Source organism: Acinetobacter puyangensis (genome assembly GCF_900096995.1).
Classification (GTDB): Bacteria; Pseudomonadota; Gammaproteobacteria; order Pseudomonadales; family Moraxellaceae; genus Acinetobacter; species Acinetobacter puyangensis.
Genome location: NZ_OANT01000002.1, coordinates 65,365 through 82,913, shown reverse-complemented (window position 1 = coordinate 82,913; position 17,549 = coordinate 65,365). Strand labels below are relative to the sequence as shown.

Here is a 17,549-nt window from a genome sequence, read left to right as displayed (position 1 = left end):
AATTAATAAACCAGTGATGTCAAAAGCATTACTGGTTTTAAAATTTAGAGATCTATAAAAGGTCTCCACCTTATCTATTTCTAAATTAGAAAAACAAAGAAATCCCCATCCTGCCAATTAAAAACAACAATAAAATAAGAAAGAAGATTCGAATAAAAGCACTACCATAACGCAAAGCCAGAAATGTCCCGGTTAATGAACCGATGACATTACACAACATCATGATCACAGCAATCTTCCATAACACATGGCCTGATGGAATAAAAAACAATAACGAAGCGCTGAATGTGCCTAGATTGACCAATTTTGCTGATGCAGAAGCATTTAAAAAATCAAATCCAAAACATTTTACAAAAAGAAAAAGCAGAAAACTTCCACTGCCCGGTCCAAAAACACCATCATAAAAGCCAATTAAGCCGCCAAAAAATATGCCCAATATCATTTCTTTCCGACCACATTGCACATGGCGATGTATTTGCCCTAAATCTTTTTTATAGAAGGTATAACTTGCCATGAGCAATAAAAGTAAGAAAACCAGATATTGCATCAATTCCTTGGGGATTAAGCTAATCGACATCGCACCCAAAAAGGCAAAGACAAATGCCGAAAACATCGTCGGTAACATTAGATGCCATACAATTTTTATTCTTTTGAGATAACTAAAAGCAGATGAGATTGTGCCAGCCAAAACTGCCAACTTATGGGTTCCTACAACAGTGGCTAAACTAGTCTGGGGTAAAGCATGTAAAAGTGCAGGCAATTGCACCAGTCCACCACCGCCGACAGCAGCATCAATTAATCCACCACAAAATGCAAAAAAACCTAAAGCCATCAGAACATGCGCATTATTCATATCTAATTGATTAGCCAAGTCAAAACCATTGCTTGCAGATTAGAATACTAGATCACTGACTACAAATAACTTATATTAAGTCAATCATTCTGTTTAAGTGAACATTGTATGGAACTTTCACAATTACGCATGTTTAAAATGGTTGCTGACCAAGGCAGTATTATCCGTGCCTCAGAAATATTGCATTGCGTGCCATCAAATATCACAACACGAATAAAACGTCTTGAAGAAGAACTCAATGTGACACTTTTTATCAGGCAAGGACGTGGTCTGATCCTTAGTCCATCTGGCAGAATATTCCTTGATTATGCGAACCAAATTCTGTCTTTGAGTGAGCAAGCACGTCAGGCTTTGAAATCTTCCGCAATGCCCTCTGGGCCATTGAAAATTGCAGCGATTGAATCATCCGCAACGGCAAGATTACCCAAATTATTATCAGACTATCATCAACACTACCCAGCGGTACACATGCAGTTTTGTACTGGCACATGGTCACAATTGGTCAATGATGTCATTAATCATCAACTTGATGGCGCAATCATTGCCATCAATCCAGCACATCCACAACTGGAATGTCTAGCAATATATCAGGAAGATCTGGTGTTGATTGCTTCGTCTACACTGGGAGAAATACAGCGACCACAGGACTTGATCGGAAAAAATATATTGATGTGGCCAGAAGGTTGTCCCTATCGAACAGCACTGGAACATTGGCTGGTTCAACATCATATCACGGTACCGATCACCAGCATTGCCAGTTATGGCACCATTCTGGGTTGTGTCAGCGCCGGTGCCGGTATCTCATTAGTACCAAGAGGTATATTTGAACAATTTAAACAGAGTGGCAGTATAAAGGGCTATAGCTTTGAAGAATTGACTGCGGTACAAAATTATTTTATCTGGCATAAAAATGCAGGATTACATCAGGCTAGAGATGCATTTGTCGATTTACTCAAACAAGCATTCTGAACATAACTTATTGTTATCATTATAAAAAAAGCACTTGGTAGTGATTCTCTCTAAGTGCTTTTTAAAAATATGGTGGGCCCGCCCAGACTCGAACTGGGGACCAATGGATTATGAGTCCACTGCTCTAACCGACTGAGCTACAGGCCCTATAAAAATTTACTTGTGGTGCAATACACCGCACGCTTCTAAATTTTATGTAAGACAAACGCAAGGCGTCGTACCTTATAAAAACAATGCTTGGATTCTATTACACAACAAACAAAGTACAGCGTGTTCGAAGCTAAATCAAAACTTTGAAGCGGTGCCAATCTTAACCAAGATCATCTTAAAAAACAAGAAGTATCAAACTACACCTATAGCGAAAGCCCCTGCAACCGTTTAATATTCAGCCAACCCATTAAAAATCGTCAAAAATTTTACTACTGCCATTTCTCGCGCCTTATAATCTATATTGGTATCGGGCATTTGCCTGTTATACTATTGCCGTTTTTAAATGTTGAGAGTTTAGCCTGTGTCTAACCGTATTGATGCCACCGATGTAACAGAAGAAGAAGCATTAAATGCAGCATTTTTTGATCGTGCCGATCAATTTATAAAACTTGCCAATGAATTTTGTCATCTCAAATCAGGGGAAACCGTTGAACCTGGCGAACGTCGTGGTCAAGTCAGTTCTGCCATGTTATTTGCAGCAGCGCGTTTTAATACTTGGGTCAGTGCCAATACATTTAAGGATGGTAAAGAAATGCAGGATGCCAAAGATCAGGTCATGGCTTATCTGGTGCAGCAATTTCAGGCCATGCTTGAAGATAATTATGATGAATACTGCGAACAATTCGATAATTATCTGCGTTTTCGGAAAATGGAAGATTTTCATACCCACAAGCATGATCACGACCATTAAACAAAACGCCTCATTCCGAGGCGTTTTTTAGCTCTAAATATATCTTTAACCAATTATTATTTTATTTGTTGGCCATATTGATCCGCCATAACTTCGACAAACTGTTCCGGCTTGATATATTTTTTAATCGCATCATTCACATTAGTCACTGTTAATCGTGTGATGGCTAAATCACGTTGGGCACGGCTTGCCATAGTTTTATCCTGTTGAAGCTGATTGGTCAAAATACGATGGATATTACGGTCATCTTCCAGCATCGTCGCACGTTGCTTCATAATATCGGCTTTTGCGGCTTCAAGTTCTTGTTCGGTAACTCCGCGTTGCAGCAAATCCTTTAAAACCTGATGCACAGATTGACTGACCTGACTAGAACGACCAGATGTGTAATTAGCACTGATTGTTAATGCACCAACATTTGTTTCATCATCCAGATTCAAACGACTCGCAAAACCATAGACTAATGCATTTTTCTCACGTAATTCCTGAGCCAAACGAGAAGATAACTGTGAATGACCTAGAATATGACTAAATACAATCAATGCTGAGGCATCATGATGATATACCCCCACAGGCAAAGTCAGAACACTCTGGTAATTACCAAATTCACGCTGTTCTGCCAAAACATGCTGAGTTTGCGCCGGATAACGCTGATATTGATCTAAGACAGGTGCATAGGGTTGTTTTGAATTCCAGTATGCAAAAGATTTTTTCAATAATCGCTGCATCTGCTTGGCATTAAACTCACCTGTTACAGCCACTTGTGCATGATTCATGGCAAAATATTTTTGATAAAAATCTTTGACTTGCTGATTTGTCGCTTGCTCAATCTGCTTTTTTGCAAATTCGGGTTCAAAATGATAGCGTAAATCCCCTGCCGGATATCGCTCGGTTATACGGGACAGCGTTAAACCGGCAACCACTTCAGGTTCGGTATATGGACGATCCAGACTTTGCAAAGACTGGTTTTTGATCAGATCAAATTCTTTTTGATCAAAGCTCGGATGCTTTAAGACATCAACAATGTAATTAAAATATTGTGCAAAATTTTCCTTAGGAGCACTAATATTAATTTTCAGACTATTTAGACCGCTATTGACCGATGCACTACCGTCAAGTGCAATAGACTTATCGGTAATGTCTTGAAACGTTTGTTTTTCTGAACCCCGTAAAATCAAATATGAAGCAAGATCAATAATTTGGGTCTGATTAAATAATGATTTTTCATCACCGAAATTTAAGTTAATTGTGGCATATACCCGATCATCTCGAGTTGAGGTTGGAAATAATGCATATTTCATCCCGTTGGAAAATTGACCACGCTGAATTTTTTGCTCAGTTTTCCCTAGAAGTTGAGCAGATTGTTTAACAAAGTTAATGACTTCCTGTTCATAGACCTTTGGATCTTTCAAGGGTTGTGGTTGTACCTGCTGCTGATCCAGTGTTTTACTTTGCTCAGTCAATTGCTGCTGTGCCTGTTTCTGATCTTCCGGTGTCGGCTGGATATCACCATTGATACGATGTTTGTCGACCAAAAAGCTTTTGAGCACCTGATTGACTTGCTCAATTTTTAAATCCTGAACTGCTTGCTGATCTTTAAAAAATTGTCCCCAAGTCTGTTGATTGGCAAGATAAGTACTTAAAGTAGTACCAACAGCAACCGAACTGCTCATCATATTTTTTTGACTATTTTTAGCAATGCTTTTAATACGACTGAGATCACTTTCAGAAAAAGGAGCTGTATTTTCAACCTGTTGGGTCAAACTACTTTCTACTGTTTTGGCATCTTGAGTCGGCGAATATACTGCCCCTAAAAACACCAGATTAAAATTTTGATCTAGCCATGTGGTTGACATCACACCGGTACTGATGCCGTTTTGCACCATATTCTGATAAAGATAACCACTCGGTTCCATGCTATATAAATAAGGAATGATCGACAATGCAGGTTGTATGGTCTGATCTTTGCCATTAATATAAATATGGAATTTCGCCAGATCACTGCCCTTTTTTACGACAAAATCACGCGGCTTGATCTGGGCTGGTTCAAGTATCGGTACTTTTGCGGACGGTGCTAAAGTACGGGCTTGAATGCTAGAAAAATTTTGATCAATTTCTTTTAATGTTTGCTGTATATCAAATTTGCCGGCAACCACCATCACCGCATTATTCGGTGCATAATATTGCCGATAAAATGTTTGCAACTCAGGCATTTGAATTGATTTTAATTCGTCCAGATCACCGATAGGTAACCGTCCTAGAGATTGATTGCCATAAGCGGCTTTCCACATTTGATCCATCATCACCGCAAATGGTTGATCCAGTCGAATCTCACGTTCACGACGTACAATTTCGATTTCGCTGGGTACAAATTTTTCCTGTAATACGAGTTTATCCATACGTTCCGCTTCAAGCAGCATCATTTCTGCCAAAGCATTTTTGTCCGGACGCACGATATTGGTATATTGCGTGGTGTAATAACTGGTACTGGCATTATTGCTTAAAGTATATTGATCCAGTCGCCGTTGAAATTCTTCATCCTTGATATTTTCTGTCCCTTTAAATGCCAAGTGTTCAAGCAAATGTGCCAAACCACCTTTGCCTTGCGGATCATTTAAAGAGCCAGTGAAATAGATGGTATTGATAAATACTTTATTTTCTTTTTGATTGGGGGCCAATACCACCCGAAAACCATTATCTAATTGATATTCATAAATGTCTTGTTCAGATTTAATTAAAACTGGTTCAGCAAAACTGTAACTGCTGACCGCAACCACACACAATGCTAAAACTAATTTTTTTGTACGTCGTAACATAATTTGTCCAATATAAAAAATAAAACTTATATTTACTTAAAGAGCTTAAGATTGTGGACTATTATTCATTGTTAGAAAATATGTTGCGTTATTTTTTGCAAAATTAATATGAAAAATCAACCATTCATCGGGTTCAAAATTGACAGAATAGCCAACTTCACATAAATTAGAATAATTACTCTAATTTTGTATCAAGGATTTTCCCATCGTGACAAATGTAAAAGGAAAAACCATGCCAAGCACATTTAAGCTCAATCATATATTTAATGTTGAGATTCAACACTATTTTCCCGAGCAGGATGCCCAACATATTGCCATTCTTTTGCCAGCGATTGGTATCACCATTGATAAATATCAAAAATTTATACATCAATTAAATCAGGCTAACATTGCAATTATCACCGCAGACTATCCCGGTTATGGCAAAAATTTACCCAAGGTAGATCGCCAACATTCTTATGGCTATGCAGATTTAATTGAACAATTTATCCCTGCATTAGTTAATAATGCCAGTCAATTTCCAACATTTAATACCCCCACATTTATCGGTCATAGTCTGGGCGCGCACATTGCGACACTCTATGCTCAACACCATCCATGTCATGTGGTCGGTATTGCCACAGGGAATGTTTTTTATAAACACTGGCAAGGCAAAGCACGTTATAAAATGCTGGCAACCGCCTATACTTTTTGTTTATTGGTCAATACACTTGGCTACTTACCCGGGGATAAAATTGGTTTTGGCAAACGGGAAGCCAAGGGTTTAATCAACGATTTTGCCAGCACAGTAATTCGTGGTAATTACCATCATATTTTACCGGTCTATGATAAAAGTAATGCAGCTAATCTTTTTCTACACATACAAGATGATCAATGGGCACCTATGACTTCAATGACTGCGCTTGCCGATCTATACCATTATCCGCATGTTGAACAAATCAAGTTAACACCCGACATTAAAGGTAATCCGCATAGTGTCTGGTTAAAAGCACCTGAAATTGCAGTATCAAAAATTTCACAATTCCTAACCAATATCAATGCTTAAAAAAATAAGCATACAAGCCGATATTTAATCGATTTTCATCTCTTTGTAAGAAACCTGAGCTATATTGAGTCATACAAAGACTTGATAACAATAATTTGCTTATTTGAAATGACAACAAGGGACATCTTGACGAGAACCCATGCAACTGAGAGATTGTAGACAATACAGCATTAAGACTATAAAACCAGCCAATCAACACTCACTGTTGATTGGCTTTATTAATTTTTACTGTCAAAATCTTTTAGGTTATGCATCCACGCTCGCATTTAATACCTCAGGCGGAATATCCGCCTGCCAATTCTTGCGTAAAACCGGCACATAAAAACTTGCACCCAGTTCAACCAATTCTGCATCCAGCAAGCTATGAATGGCCTGTAAAAATACATAATCGGCATATAATAGATTTAATCGAGGCTGGGCATGCTGGAATTTCTTCCGCGCCTGCTGTGCCTGTTTTACCAATTGATTGGCAAACTCCTGATTTTTATACTTGCTTAAAGCTGCCAAACGAATCTCAACCGTTGCCCATTCCTGCATCAACCGTTTAAAGAGTCCAAAATTTTTCGCATTACTTTCCCATGTCACCTCATCCAGACGTGTTTCATCTTCGGGTAAAACCGGCAGTAATAAATCAAAAATAGAAGGAAATATTTTCTTAAAATTCATCATGAATTTAATCGGATCTTCACCCGGAAAATCGGTGAACTCAATTGTTTTCTGACCATCTTTTAAGAAAATAACCAACATGGATCGCTCTATATTTTTGAAGATGACGGTATTGTAACGAGAGTTGCCTTCGCTTTCTAATCTTTTATTCAGGTCTGTTAGCAATTCGGCACAATAGCGCTTGTGAATATGGATTTCTCCTCAATTGCAGTGAAATACAAAAAACAGATATGACCATTTAGCAGACATAAAAAAATCAGCCTAAATGACTGATTTTTTTACTACACAGATATTTAAAGCTTTGGATCACGCAATTCTATGCTTCTTTGAGACAGTTTCATTAAACTCTCACGTGCAGCTTCAACCACCACAGGTAATACGGATTGCGCCATTTGCGCTGCCTGCAAACCCAATTTTTCACCTAAAGTCGGTTTTTTCCGCGTATTAATCACATAAATATCGTGTTGTGCCAGATGTTCCAGCAAATAAGCATCCGAAGTTTGTAATTTATCCACCAGTTTTAGCTTCAAAGCATCTTCACCATACCAGTGTTCACCCGTTGCAACATCACTGACATTTAATTGCGGACGATAGTTCTCGACAAAGTGCTTGAATAATTGATGGGTTTGTTGCAATTCTTGTTCAAATTTAGCTTTGCCCTCTTCCGAGTTTTCGCCAAAAACTGTCACGGTGCGTTTGTATTCACCCGCAGTAAAAACTTCATAATCAATATTATGTTGTCTTAATAGTTTGTTAAAGTTTGGCAATTGTGCCACCACACCAATTGAACCCAAAATTGCAAAAGGTGCAGCCACGATTTCACTGGCAATACAAGCCATCATATAACCGCCACTGGCTGCAACTTTATCCACGCAAATGGTGAGATGAAAACCGGCATCACGTAGACGAACCAATTGTGCCGCAGCCAAGCCATAGCCATGTACCACACCGCCCGGACTTTCCAAACGCAACACAATACGATCCTTACCTGCTTTTGCCGTGGCCAAAATCATGGTGATTTCTTCACGTAACTGCTCGACTGCACTGGCTTGAATATCACCTTTAAAGTCCAACACAAAGATTTTTTTATTATGCTTTTTACGTAATACAGCCTCTTTTTTTAATTGTGCAGCAAATTGCAATTGCTCAATTCGACCCATGGTACTTTGCGCAATTCGACGACGTTGTTGCTCGACCCGACTGTTAAGATGAACGATGCGTAGTTCGGCAGGGAATTTCGGTAAATGAAATAGCATATAGTTTTTATTCCAGTATTTAGTGAGAACCAATTTCACTAACATGAGGGTATTGGCATTAAAATTCAACTCGATTTATGCAATTTATTTATGAGCCTCTCAAAATTTTATTCATCGTAGCCATTGTTGCCATAAAAATCATTGCATTTAAGCGAAAATTATTGCCCATTTAAAAAATTCAAGTCTATGTTATAGTAGTGCAAAGTTTTGTTTTGAGTGCGTTATTTGTTTTATCGTAGTGGCATACTGCTTGGATTCTTTGCAGTATTTTTGCAAATTGCTGTTTTTTTACAGCCATTGCTACCTGCGCAGTTTCAGATTTCACCCATCTGTGAAACGATCTCGCACGCCCTATCGATTGACCAACAACATAGTCAGCAACATTCATCACATCATGCCAGTCTCGATGACCATTCACAACATCAACTTGGCACGTCTTCCAATGTACATGACAGTCATCATCATGATATTCATCACCAATGTCAGTATTGTACCGTCTATGCCAATCTGGTTTTACCGCCTGAACTTGGGATAAAAGAAGTTCTGGAACGTATCCAAGTTCGTTTATTGTTTTTTAAACGTACACTGGCACATGTTTATTTTGCCTTACAACGTCTATTTCTCCTGCCACAAGGGCGTGCCCCACCTGTATTTGCATAAATTTAAACCTATTTTTGATTAAAAGCTTTCAACTTTTAATCCCGTTTAATTTATGTTTGAGTACAATCATGTCTTATTTTTTTAGATTACAACCGCTTACGGCTGCAATTACACTTGCATGCAGTTCAACCATTAGTGTTGTACATGCTGAACAGCACACCCTACAGCTTGCACCTATTGTGGTCACAGCACAGAATGAACATACAGATGCCAATGGCTTAATCATTCATGCCGATCCCAAACAACCGATTCAGCCGATTCCTGCCAGTGACGGTGCAGCATATCTCAAAAGTATTGCAGGTTTTAATACGATTAATAGTGGCGGGACAAATGGTGATATTACCTTTCGGGGATTGTTTGGTTCCAGAATAAAAGTCTTGACCGATGGCAGTGAAAATCTAGGCGCCTGTCCAAGTCGAATGGATGCACCCACCTCTTATATTTCTCCTGAAAGTTATGATCGTATTACCGTCATTAAAGGACCACAAACTGTGGCTTATGCCAATACAGGATCGGCGGCAACGGTGATGTTTGAACGTGATGCACCCAATTTTGATGCGGATAAACCCTATCAGGGACAAGCCAGTGTCGTGGTCGGCTCATTTGGACGGCTGGACCATAATGTAGAAGCCGCTGTGGGAAATGATGACTTTTATACTCGTTTAAATGCCAACCGATCTAAATCAAATAGTTATCAAGGTGGCAATGGAAAAACCGTACCATCGTCATGGGAAAAATGGAATGCGGATTTGGTACTGGGATGGACACCGAATACCGACACCCAGATCGAACTTAAAGCCGGAAAATCCGATGGCAAAGCAGAATATGCCGGACGCAGTATGGATGGTGCCAAGTTTGCCCGTGAAAGTATTGGTCTTGCCTATACACAGGAAAACGTAAGCGAGCATTTCAAGAAGCTCGAAGCGCAAGTTGATTATAGTTTTAATGATCATGTCATGGATAACTTTAGCTTACGTGAATTTACACCATCTGGCGGTATGTCTATGCCAATGGCAACGAATGTGTCCCGTAAAACGCTGAATGCTCGGATTGCCGGTACATATGACTGGTATGATCTCACCATCAAGTCAGGTGTGGATCATCAGTACAATCAACACGCAAAGCGAAGTGCTATGTACAATCGCTATGTAGATCAAGCACGTAGCAAAGATATGCAATTTCAATCCTATGGCATATTTAGCGAAATAAGTTATCCATTGCATCCACAATACCAACTGGTCACAGGCATTCGTGCCGATCATGTAGAAGTGAAGGATCTACGCGAAGCATCCAAAACCAGTGGCTACAATACCAGACTTGAAAAAACACTGCCTAGCGGCTTCATTCGTCTAGAAAGTGAAAATTCGGATGCAACACTGAAAAGCTATGTGGGAATTGGCTATGTAGAACGTATGCCCGATTACTGGGAGTTATTTAGCCCCGTACATGGCAACGCAGGTTCGAGTAATACTTTTAATGGTATAAATCCAGAAAAAACCACCCAACTTGATCTTGGAATACAATATGAGCAAGGTGCATTACGTACTTGGGCATCTAGTTATATCGGTGTAATACAGGACTACATCTTGATGAGTTATCATCAGCATAGTATGGGGTCAATGAGCCATGGCATCAGTGCCGGCGCCAAAAATATTGATGCGACCATTGCAGGTTTAGAAGCAGGATTCAGCTATCAATTTACTGACCACATTGTGACAGATGCCAATCTTGCTTATGCTTGGGGTGAGAATCGCACCGATCATGGTGCATTAGCACAGATTGCCCCACTGGAAGGTCGCTTTAATCTAAGATACGTTACAGATCGTTATAGTCTTGGTGCATATTTACGCGCAGTTGCCAAACAAAACAGGATTGCCTACCATCAGGGTAATATTGTCGGTTATGATCTGGCGACAAGTAAAAGTTTTAGCACGCTGTCATTCAATGGTTCCTATCGTTTAAATTCCTCCGTTGATTTATCCGTCGGCATCGATAATGTATTGAATAAAACCTATGCAGAACACCTGAATAAAGCTGGTAATGCGGGTTTTGGCTATGCCAGTGAGGAACAGTTCAATAGCATTGGACGTAATTACTGGACACGCCTCAGTATGAAATTTTAACAAAAGGCTTAACACATAACGTTTGGGTGGATGGGCTAAGCATGCCACAATCCGCCTAGATTTTTTAATAACTTAGATTCACATTTCAGGATTTATACTTTAGGTGAAAGATATGAGTAACGAAAACCTCGCCTCAAAATCAATATTTGGATGGAAAGGCGTGATTATTGCCTGTGTACTTGGCTCAATTTTTATGGCGATCCTGTATCTTGCCATTAGTAATGAACCAGATTATATGCCAAGTCAACAGCGCAAAAAACAGCAGGAAATGCAGATGCCGCAGCAAGATACTGCTCAGCAACAGAATACCAATGCACATTCTGCATCATCAGAGCATAACCATTAAATCATTATTGCTTTAAATTTGACTGTACTGATAAAAACCAAATTATTAAAGCGCTGATTCATCAAGTAGCGCTTTAATCAATTGTATTTTCATAGAACTTGTTAATTTTTTATGATAAAAAAAGCTGGATTCCGTTTATCACAGAATCCAGCTTTTAGTTTATGTTACTTCATCAATCCAATGTCTTTAATCAATGAAGCAACATTTTTGCGCTGAACTTTTTAAACTACAACCAAGTATTTGAATACTTAGTGTGCTGCAAATTGGTTCATGGTGTTTTTGCTGTCATCACCCGCTTTAAGCGCTTGTTCACCAGCAAAGATTTCTTTGTGATCATCACCGATGTCTGAACCAGCCATTGCTTGGTGTTTCACACATGCGATACCGCCACGGATTTCTTTACGTTGAACGCCGGCAACATAAGCCAACATACCTTCTTCACCAAAGTAACCTTTTGCCAACTCATGTGTAGACAACGCAGCTGTATGGTAAGTAGGCAGTGTGATCAAGTGATGGAACACACCTGCTTCACGTGCAGCATCTGCTTGGAAGGTACGAATTTTCTCATCAGCATCAGCAGCCAATTCAGAATTATCATACTCAGCACTCATTAACTTGGCACGGTCGTAAGCAGATACGTCTTTACCTTCAGCAGCCCAACGATCATATGATTGTTGACGGAAGTTTAAGGTCCAGTTAAATGATGGAGAGTTGTTATAAACAAGTTTCGCATCTGGAACTTGTGCTTTGATATCATTTACAAAGCTAGCAATACCCTGAACGTCTGGTGTTGGTGTTTCGATCCAGATCATGTCCGCACCGTTTTGTAAGCTGGTTACGCAGTCAAGTACAACACGGTCATGTTGTGTGCCTTCACGGAACTGATACAGGCCGGAAGCCAAACGTGTTGGACGATGTAATTTACCATCGCGTTTAATCAGGATTTCGTCTTCTTTAGCATCGGCGATATCAATTTCTTGCGTATCTAAATAGCTAATGTATTGAGAAGCCAAATCACCTTTCTCTTTTGATACAGGGATTTTTTGAGTTAAATCTGCGCCTTCAGAGTCAGTACGTGCAACGATTACACCGTCATCAACACCAAGCTCAAGGAATGCATAACGTACTGCATTGATTTTTGCAAGGAAGTCTTCGTGTGGAACAGTTACTTTACCAGCCTGGTGACCACATTGTTTCGCATCAGAAACCTGGTTTTCGATCTGGATTGCAGCAGCACCCGCTTCGATCATTTGTTTGGTCAACAAATAAGTTGCTTCTTCGTTACCAAAACCAGCATCAATGTCAGCAATGATCGGTACAACATGCGTTTCGAAGTTATCGATTTGTGATTCGATATCTTTTACTTTTGCAGCATCGCCAGCAGATTCAGCTTTTTGTAATGCACGGAACAAATCGTTTAATTCTTTGGCATCCGCTTGACGTAAGAATGTATAGATTTCTGCAATCAATTTAGGTACAGCAGTTTTTTCGTGCATGGATTGGTCTGGAAGTGGACCAAATTCTGAACGAAGCGCAGCAACCATCCAGCCAGAAAGGTAGATATAACGCTTAGATGTTGTACCAAAATATTTTTTATTGGCAATCATTTTTTGTTGTGCAATAAAACCGTGCCAGCATCCTAATGATTGTGTATATTTGCTCTGATCTGCATCGTATTCAGCCATGTCTTTACGCAGGATAGCCGCGGTATATTTCGCAATATCCAAACCAGTATGGAAACGGTTTTGAACAATCATACGTGCCGCATCTTCTGGGCGGATCGCATTCCATGTGCCACCTAATTTGTTTTTAACGGAGCGTACATGCTCTAAAGCTGATTGATATGTCATGATATATTCCTGCATTTTATGTTAGGATCATCGATTAAAACTTGGTATTTAGCGACTGCAAAAACACCCTGCTTTTTGTATGAAACACAGCATAGTAGGAGTCATTTCATTAATCCAATATTCTGCCTTGATCTTCACTATTTATTTAAAAAATATCATGATCACAATCAAAACATATTGTTATGTGATTAAAATAAGTTATTGTTTTAAATCAACTTTATAAAAATAATTTAATCGTATATTTTTTTATTTCTTGTCAAAAAACATTCAATAAAGCTGTTACGACTTATGTCTAATATGCCTTTATCTTTGCCAAAAAGCAGTTTTTTGGCCTTTATTTTCAGTTTTCCATGCTATTTTTACAGCGTAGACATTTTTTTAATTTATATGCATACAATCATTTAGAAATGTGGCATAATTCACCCAATTTCAGGACGTTATTTTGTGGTATTCTTTAGATGAATCTTGAGCGGGTCGATCTCAATCTATTAATTTATTTAGACGTATTATTACGAGAAAAAAATGTTACGCGTGCTGCCGAGCAACTTGGCGTCACCCAACCGGCAATGAGTAATATATTACGCCGTTTACGTACACTGTTTAATGACCCTTTGCTTATTCGCTCTTCTGAAGGTATGACCCCCACCGAACGTGCACTGGAGTTACAGCCACGTATCCGTGATGCCTTATCAGATCTTTCCATGATTCTGGAACCTCGGACCGAGTTTCGTCCCTATACGTCAAATCGTGTCTTTCGCATTATGACGTCTGACTATGCAGAAGCCACATTGGTACCACGCCTGATTAAAGCCTTACGTTCCGAAGCCCCACATGTGGTGCTGGATTTTCTCACGCCCAGCGATGTCTCTTATCGGGACATGGAGCAAGGTAAAGTCGATCTGGCCATTAACCGCTTTAATGAAATTCCGCAAAGTTTTCACCAAGTGCTGGTATGGCGCGACAGTTTTAGCTGCTTATTAAATGATAGACACCCTGCTGTATCCCATCTCAATTTAAAAACCTATCTGGATGCCCAACATATCTGGGTTTCCAAAACAGGTATGGGTGTTGGTTTCGGGGTAAATCCGGAAAAACAAGCCGGTTTGGGCTGGATTGATCAGGCATTAGAACGCATCGGGCAAAAACGCAAAATTTCGGTATTTACCCGGCATTATCAAATGCCTGCTTTACTGGCACAAAATGTTGATCTGATCGCCACCTTGCCGTCACGTATTGCACGATTACAAGCCAATAATTCTCGTCTGGTCATTAAAGATCCACCTTTTTATATTCCCGAATTTGAATTAAAAATGGCATGGTGCCCATTATTACACCATCACCCTGCACATCGCTGGTTACGTCAGTTAATTCTCTTTGTGGCACGACAAATGGTGGAAGAAGAAAAACGTGAATTTTTGGCAAATAATAATAGTCCAGTGCCACCTTATTCACATTTCTAAAGACATTAACCACTTTAATCTTTCCAAAGGCAGAAATCCTGATGATCCCTGCCTTTGACTTTTTGATATTTTTTATACTTCCAGTAAAAATTTCGAGTACAATACCCACATTCAAATCTATTTTAATTTTTAATTATCAACATCGATCAGATACCTTTGTGAATCAAAAACTATTTTCATAAGATCGGATTTCATAAAATCAGTATCTTGAGATACAAATACTCCATATAGGTGTGATTCGTGAGCTTATTTCAAAATATCATTGTCATTATTACATTGATAATCGGCGCAGGATTTCTGTCTCTTTCAGAAATTGCTCTTGCGGGTTCAAGAAAAATTAAGCTAAAACTGTTGTCCGAAGCTGGTGATGAACGGGCAACCAAAGTTCTTAAACTGCAAGAGAATTCTGCCGATTTCTTTGCCGCCTCGCAAATTGGTTTAAATGCAGTGGCGATCCTCGGCGGTATTTTAGGTGAAGCAGCCTTTCGCCCTTATCTAATGAATTTTGTTGAACGCTTTTATGGCGGTCCATGGGCAGAATCAATTGGATTTATTCTTTCCTTCACCTTTGTTACTTCCCTCTTTATTTTATTTGCCGATCTGATGCCAAAACGTCTGGCGATGATTGCACCTGAAAAAATCTCGATTGCTGTTATTAATCCGATCAGTATATTTATCAAAATCTGTAAACCACTGGCATGGGTAATTAATGCCATTGCCAATCTGATCTTTCGCTTGCTTAAAATCAACACCACGCGTGATGACAATATTACATTTGATGATATTTCTGCAATTGTTGATGCCGGTGCACAGGCAGGCGTGCTTCAGCAACAGGAACATCATTTTATTGAAAATGTGTTCGAGCTTGAGGAACGTACAGTCCCTTCCAGCATGACCACACGTGAAAATGTGGTTTATTTTACCTTAAAAGAATCTGAACACAGTATCCGTCAAAAAATTGCAGAATATCCTTACTCCAAGTTTTTGGTGTGCAACGAACAAATTGATCAAGTGATTGGCTATGTCGATACCAAGGATATTCTGGTTAAGATCATGAATAATCAATCATTTATTCAACTCAATGAATCTATTATTAGAAATGTACTGATTATCCCGGATTCATTAACTTTGTCAGAATTGCTTGACCGCTTTCGTGCCACAAAAGAAAAGCTGGCTGTGGTGATCAATGAATATGCGCTGGTTGTCGGGGTAATTACGCTATCTGATATCATGATTACCGTGATGGGCGACTGGGTAACACCAGTAGATGAAGACCTACAAATTATTAAACGTGATGAAAATTCATGGCTGATTGAAGGTTCAACACCGATTGAAGATGTTAAACATGCACTGGATATCGAAGAATTTCCTGAATGGGAAAACTATGAAACCATTGCAGGTTTTATCATGTATCGTTTACGCAAAATTCCTCGTCCTGCGGATTATGTTGAACATGAAGGCTTTAAATTCGAAGTCGTCGATATTGACCACTATAAAATTGACCAGTTGTTGGTGACACGTCTAATAGAACAACCGCCAGCCAATCCTACAGAAGAAGAATAAATTTTATACGGATTGGTTAAGGCTTAATCAAGCTTGCTATCGATTAGATTCTGCTCTATAGACAACCAATCCTGTTCAACCTGACTAATAATTTCCAGGCGATTATCCAGTCCGGCATGTGCCGCAAAATCGATTTGGAAATTTGCCGGAATGGCATTAATATCAATCCAGCCCTGACCGGTATTGAGTTTAGCCTTGATACGCTCGCAATTTTTGAGTTGCTGTAAGCCTGATAACAGTTGGTCTGCATCAAATTGCCACGATTTTGGTAAATGCCAGCCGGCAACAGTATATGCTTGTTGTCCAGAAACCTGCTTTTTAGAAACATAATGATACGGCAAAGTTTTAGGCTCGGCCATTTCTGTCTGCCTTAAATTTTGCTGTTGCAGTATTAACAAGGATTGTTTCTTGATCTGTACAGCAGTATGCAATTGATCAAGCTGTTCCAATGCAATTTGACCATGATCAATTAAAAACCACTGCTTATCCAGCCCATGATAAGCCTGTTTTAAATGCGTCAGTTGTTGCTCATCTTGCGCCGACATTTGCTGATGATAGGACACCAGTACAATATCAGCCACATCAATCTGCTGTAAGAAAATCTCATGCTGCTGCCAGAGCTGTTCATGTAATCTATGTCCATCAACCACAGTGACCACCTGACGCAATGACAAACTGGTCTGCCAGTGTGCCTGACTGAGTTGATCCACCAGTTCTTTGGGATGTCCCAAACCTGTCGGTTCGATAAACAATCTTGTCGGTTTAAATTCCGAGAGCAGTCGGGCCAGTGCGATTTGCATCGGCAATTGTGAGGTACAGCATAAACAACCGCCTAATACTTCTTTAACTGCCACACCATTTTGCTCGGCAATCCAGGTCTGGTCGATACCAATTTCACCAAACTCATTCATCAGAACAGCCCATGTCTCATGCGCTGGCTTTTGACGTAATAGATGTTTTAATACAGTCGTTTTACCGGCACCTAAAAAGCCAGTAATAATATGTGTAGGCACCGCTTGAATTTTAAATTGCATATTTTAAGAC

General features: G+C 39.5%; 14 protein-coding genes and 1 tRNA gene. 8 read left to right on the top strand and 7 right to left on the bottom strand.

Annotated features, from left to right (window positions below):
- Positions 1 to 85 precede the first annotated feature (85 nt).
- Positions 86 to 853: a sulfite exporter TauE/SafE family protein gene (locus tag CRO21_RS04800; protein ID WP_097078210.1), complete on the bottom strand. Its 768-nt coding sequence runs from the start codon at positions 851 to 853 to the stop codon at positions 86 to 88.
- Positions 854 to 961: 108 nt separating this feature from the next.
- On the opposite strand from CRO21_RS04800, the gene CRO21_RS04795 reads away from it, so the two are divergent.
- Positions 962 to 1,822: a LysR family transcriptional regulator gene (locus CRO21_RS04795; protein ID WP_097078209.1), complete on the top strand. Its 861-nt coding sequence runs from the start codon at positions 962 to 964 to the stop codon at positions 1,820 to 1,822.
- Positions 1,823 to 1,892: 70 nt separating this feature from the next.
- Here CRO21_RS04795 and CRO21_RS04790 read toward each other — a convergent pair.
- Positions 1,893 to 1,969: transfer RNA gene (locus CRO21_RS04790), tRNA-Ile, on the bottom strand.
- 364 nt (positions 1,970 to 2,333) lie between these two features.
- On the opposite strand from CRO21_RS04790, the gene CRO21_RS04785 reads away from it, so the two are divergent.
- Positions 2,334 to 2,723 carry a DUF3144 domain-containing protein gene (locus CRO21_RS04785; protein ID WP_097078208.1) on the top strand — a complete coding sequence of 130 codons (390 nt, stop codon included), beginning with the start codon at positions 2,334 to 2,336 and terminating at the stop codon, positions 2,721 to 2,723.
- A 56-nt stretch (positions 2,724 to 2,779) separates the two neighbouring features.
- On the opposite strand, the gene CRO21_RS04780 is transcribed toward CRO21_RS04785, so the two are convergent.
- Positions 2,780 to 5,536: a M16 family metallopeptidase gene (locus tag CRO21_RS04780; RefSeq protein WP_097078207.1), complete on the bottom strand. Its 2,757-nt coding sequence runs from the start codon at positions 5,534 to 5,536 to the stop codon at positions 2,780 to 2,782.
- A 208-nt stretch (positions 5,537 to 5,744) separates the two neighbouring features.
- Between CRO21_RS04780 and CRO21_RS04775 the strand changes: the two genes are divergently transcribed.
- Positions 5,745 to 6,581 carry an alpha/beta fold hydrolase gene (locus CRO21_RS04775; protein WP_171293988.1) on the top strand — a complete coding sequence of 279 codons (837 nt, stop codon included), beginning with the start codon at positions 5,745 to 5,747 and terminating at the stop codon, positions 6,579 to 6,581.
- Positions 6,582 to 6,827: 246 nt separating this feature from the next.
- Here the strand turns inward: CRO21_RS04775 and CRO21_RS04770 are convergent, their stop codons facing one another.
- On the bottom strand, positions 6,828 to 7,328 hold the full coding sequence (locus CRO21_RS04770; protein WP_097078205.1) for a hypothetical protein: 501 nt from the start codon (positions 7,326 to 7,328) through the stop codon (positions 6,828 to 6,830).
- A gap of 212 nt (positions 7,329 to 7,540) precedes the next feature.
- Entirely contained in the window at positions 7,541 to 8,503 is a 963-nt protein-coding gene (gene sohB, locus CRO21_RS04765) for a protease SohB (protein WP_097078204.1), read from the bottom strand.
- 225 nt (positions 8,504 to 8,728) lie between these two features.
- Between sohB and CRO21_RS04760 the strand changes: the two genes are divergently transcribed.
- From CRO21_RS04760 to CRO21_RS04750, 3 genes are all read left to right on the top strand, one after another.
- Positions 8,729 to 9,163: a DUF2946 family protein gene (locus CRO21_RS04760; protein WP_097078203.1), complete on the top strand. Its 435-nt coding sequence runs from the start codon at positions 8,729 to 8,731 to the stop codon at positions 9,161 to 9,163.
- A 68-nt stretch (positions 9,164 to 9,231) separates the two neighbouring features.
- Positions 9,232 to 11,286, top strand: coding sequence for a TonB-dependent copper receptor (locus tag CRO21_RS04755; RefSeq protein ID WP_097078202.1), 2,055 nt, complete (start codon positions 9,232 to 9,234; stop codon positions 11,284 to 11,286).
- 112 nt (positions 11,287 to 11,398) lie between these two features.
- Positions 11,399 to 11,632: a hypothetical protein gene (locus CRO21_RS04750; RefSeq protein ID WP_097078201.1), complete on the top strand. Its 234-nt coding sequence runs from the start codon at positions 11,399 to 11,401 to the stop codon at positions 11,630 to 11,632.
- Positions 11,633 to 11,880: 248 nt separating this feature from the next.
- On the opposite strand, the gene CRO21_RS04745 is transcribed toward CRO21_RS04750, so the two are convergent.
- Positions 11,881 to 13,485, bottom strand: a complete 1,605-nt coding sequence (locus CRO21_RS04745; protein WP_097078514.1) for an isocitrate lyase — start codon at positions 13,483 to 13,485, stop codon at positions 11,881 to 11,883.
- A 455-nt stretch (positions 13,486 to 13,940) separates the two neighbouring features.
- Here CRO21_RS04745 and CRO21_RS04740 point away from each other — a divergent pair, with 455 nt between their 5' ends.
- Positions 13,941 to 14,942: a LysR family transcriptional regulator gene (locus CRO21_RS04740; RefSeq protein WP_087620767.1), complete on the top strand. Its 1,002-nt coding sequence runs from the start codon at positions 13,941 to 13,943 to the stop codon at positions 14,940 to 14,942.
- A gap of 240 nt (positions 14,943 to 15,182) precedes the next feature.
- A complete protein-coding gene (locus CRO21_RS04735) occupies positions 15,183 to 16,505 on the top strand; it encodes a polyamine export protein PaeA (protein WP_097078200.1) in 1,323 nt (440 codons plus the stop codon).
- Between the two features lie 23 nt (positions 16,506 to 16,528).
- Here the strand turns inward: CRO21_RS04735 and CRO21_RS04730 are convergent, their stop codons facing one another.
- Positions 16,529 to 17,539 (bottom strand): CobW family GTP-binding protein, encoded by a 1,011-nt coding sequence (locus tag CRO21_RS04730; RefSeq protein ID WP_097078199.1) that lies wholly within the window; start codon positions 17,537 to 17,539, stop codon positions 16,529 to 16,531.
- Between the last annotated feature and the right edge of the window lie 10 nt (positions 17,540 to 17,549).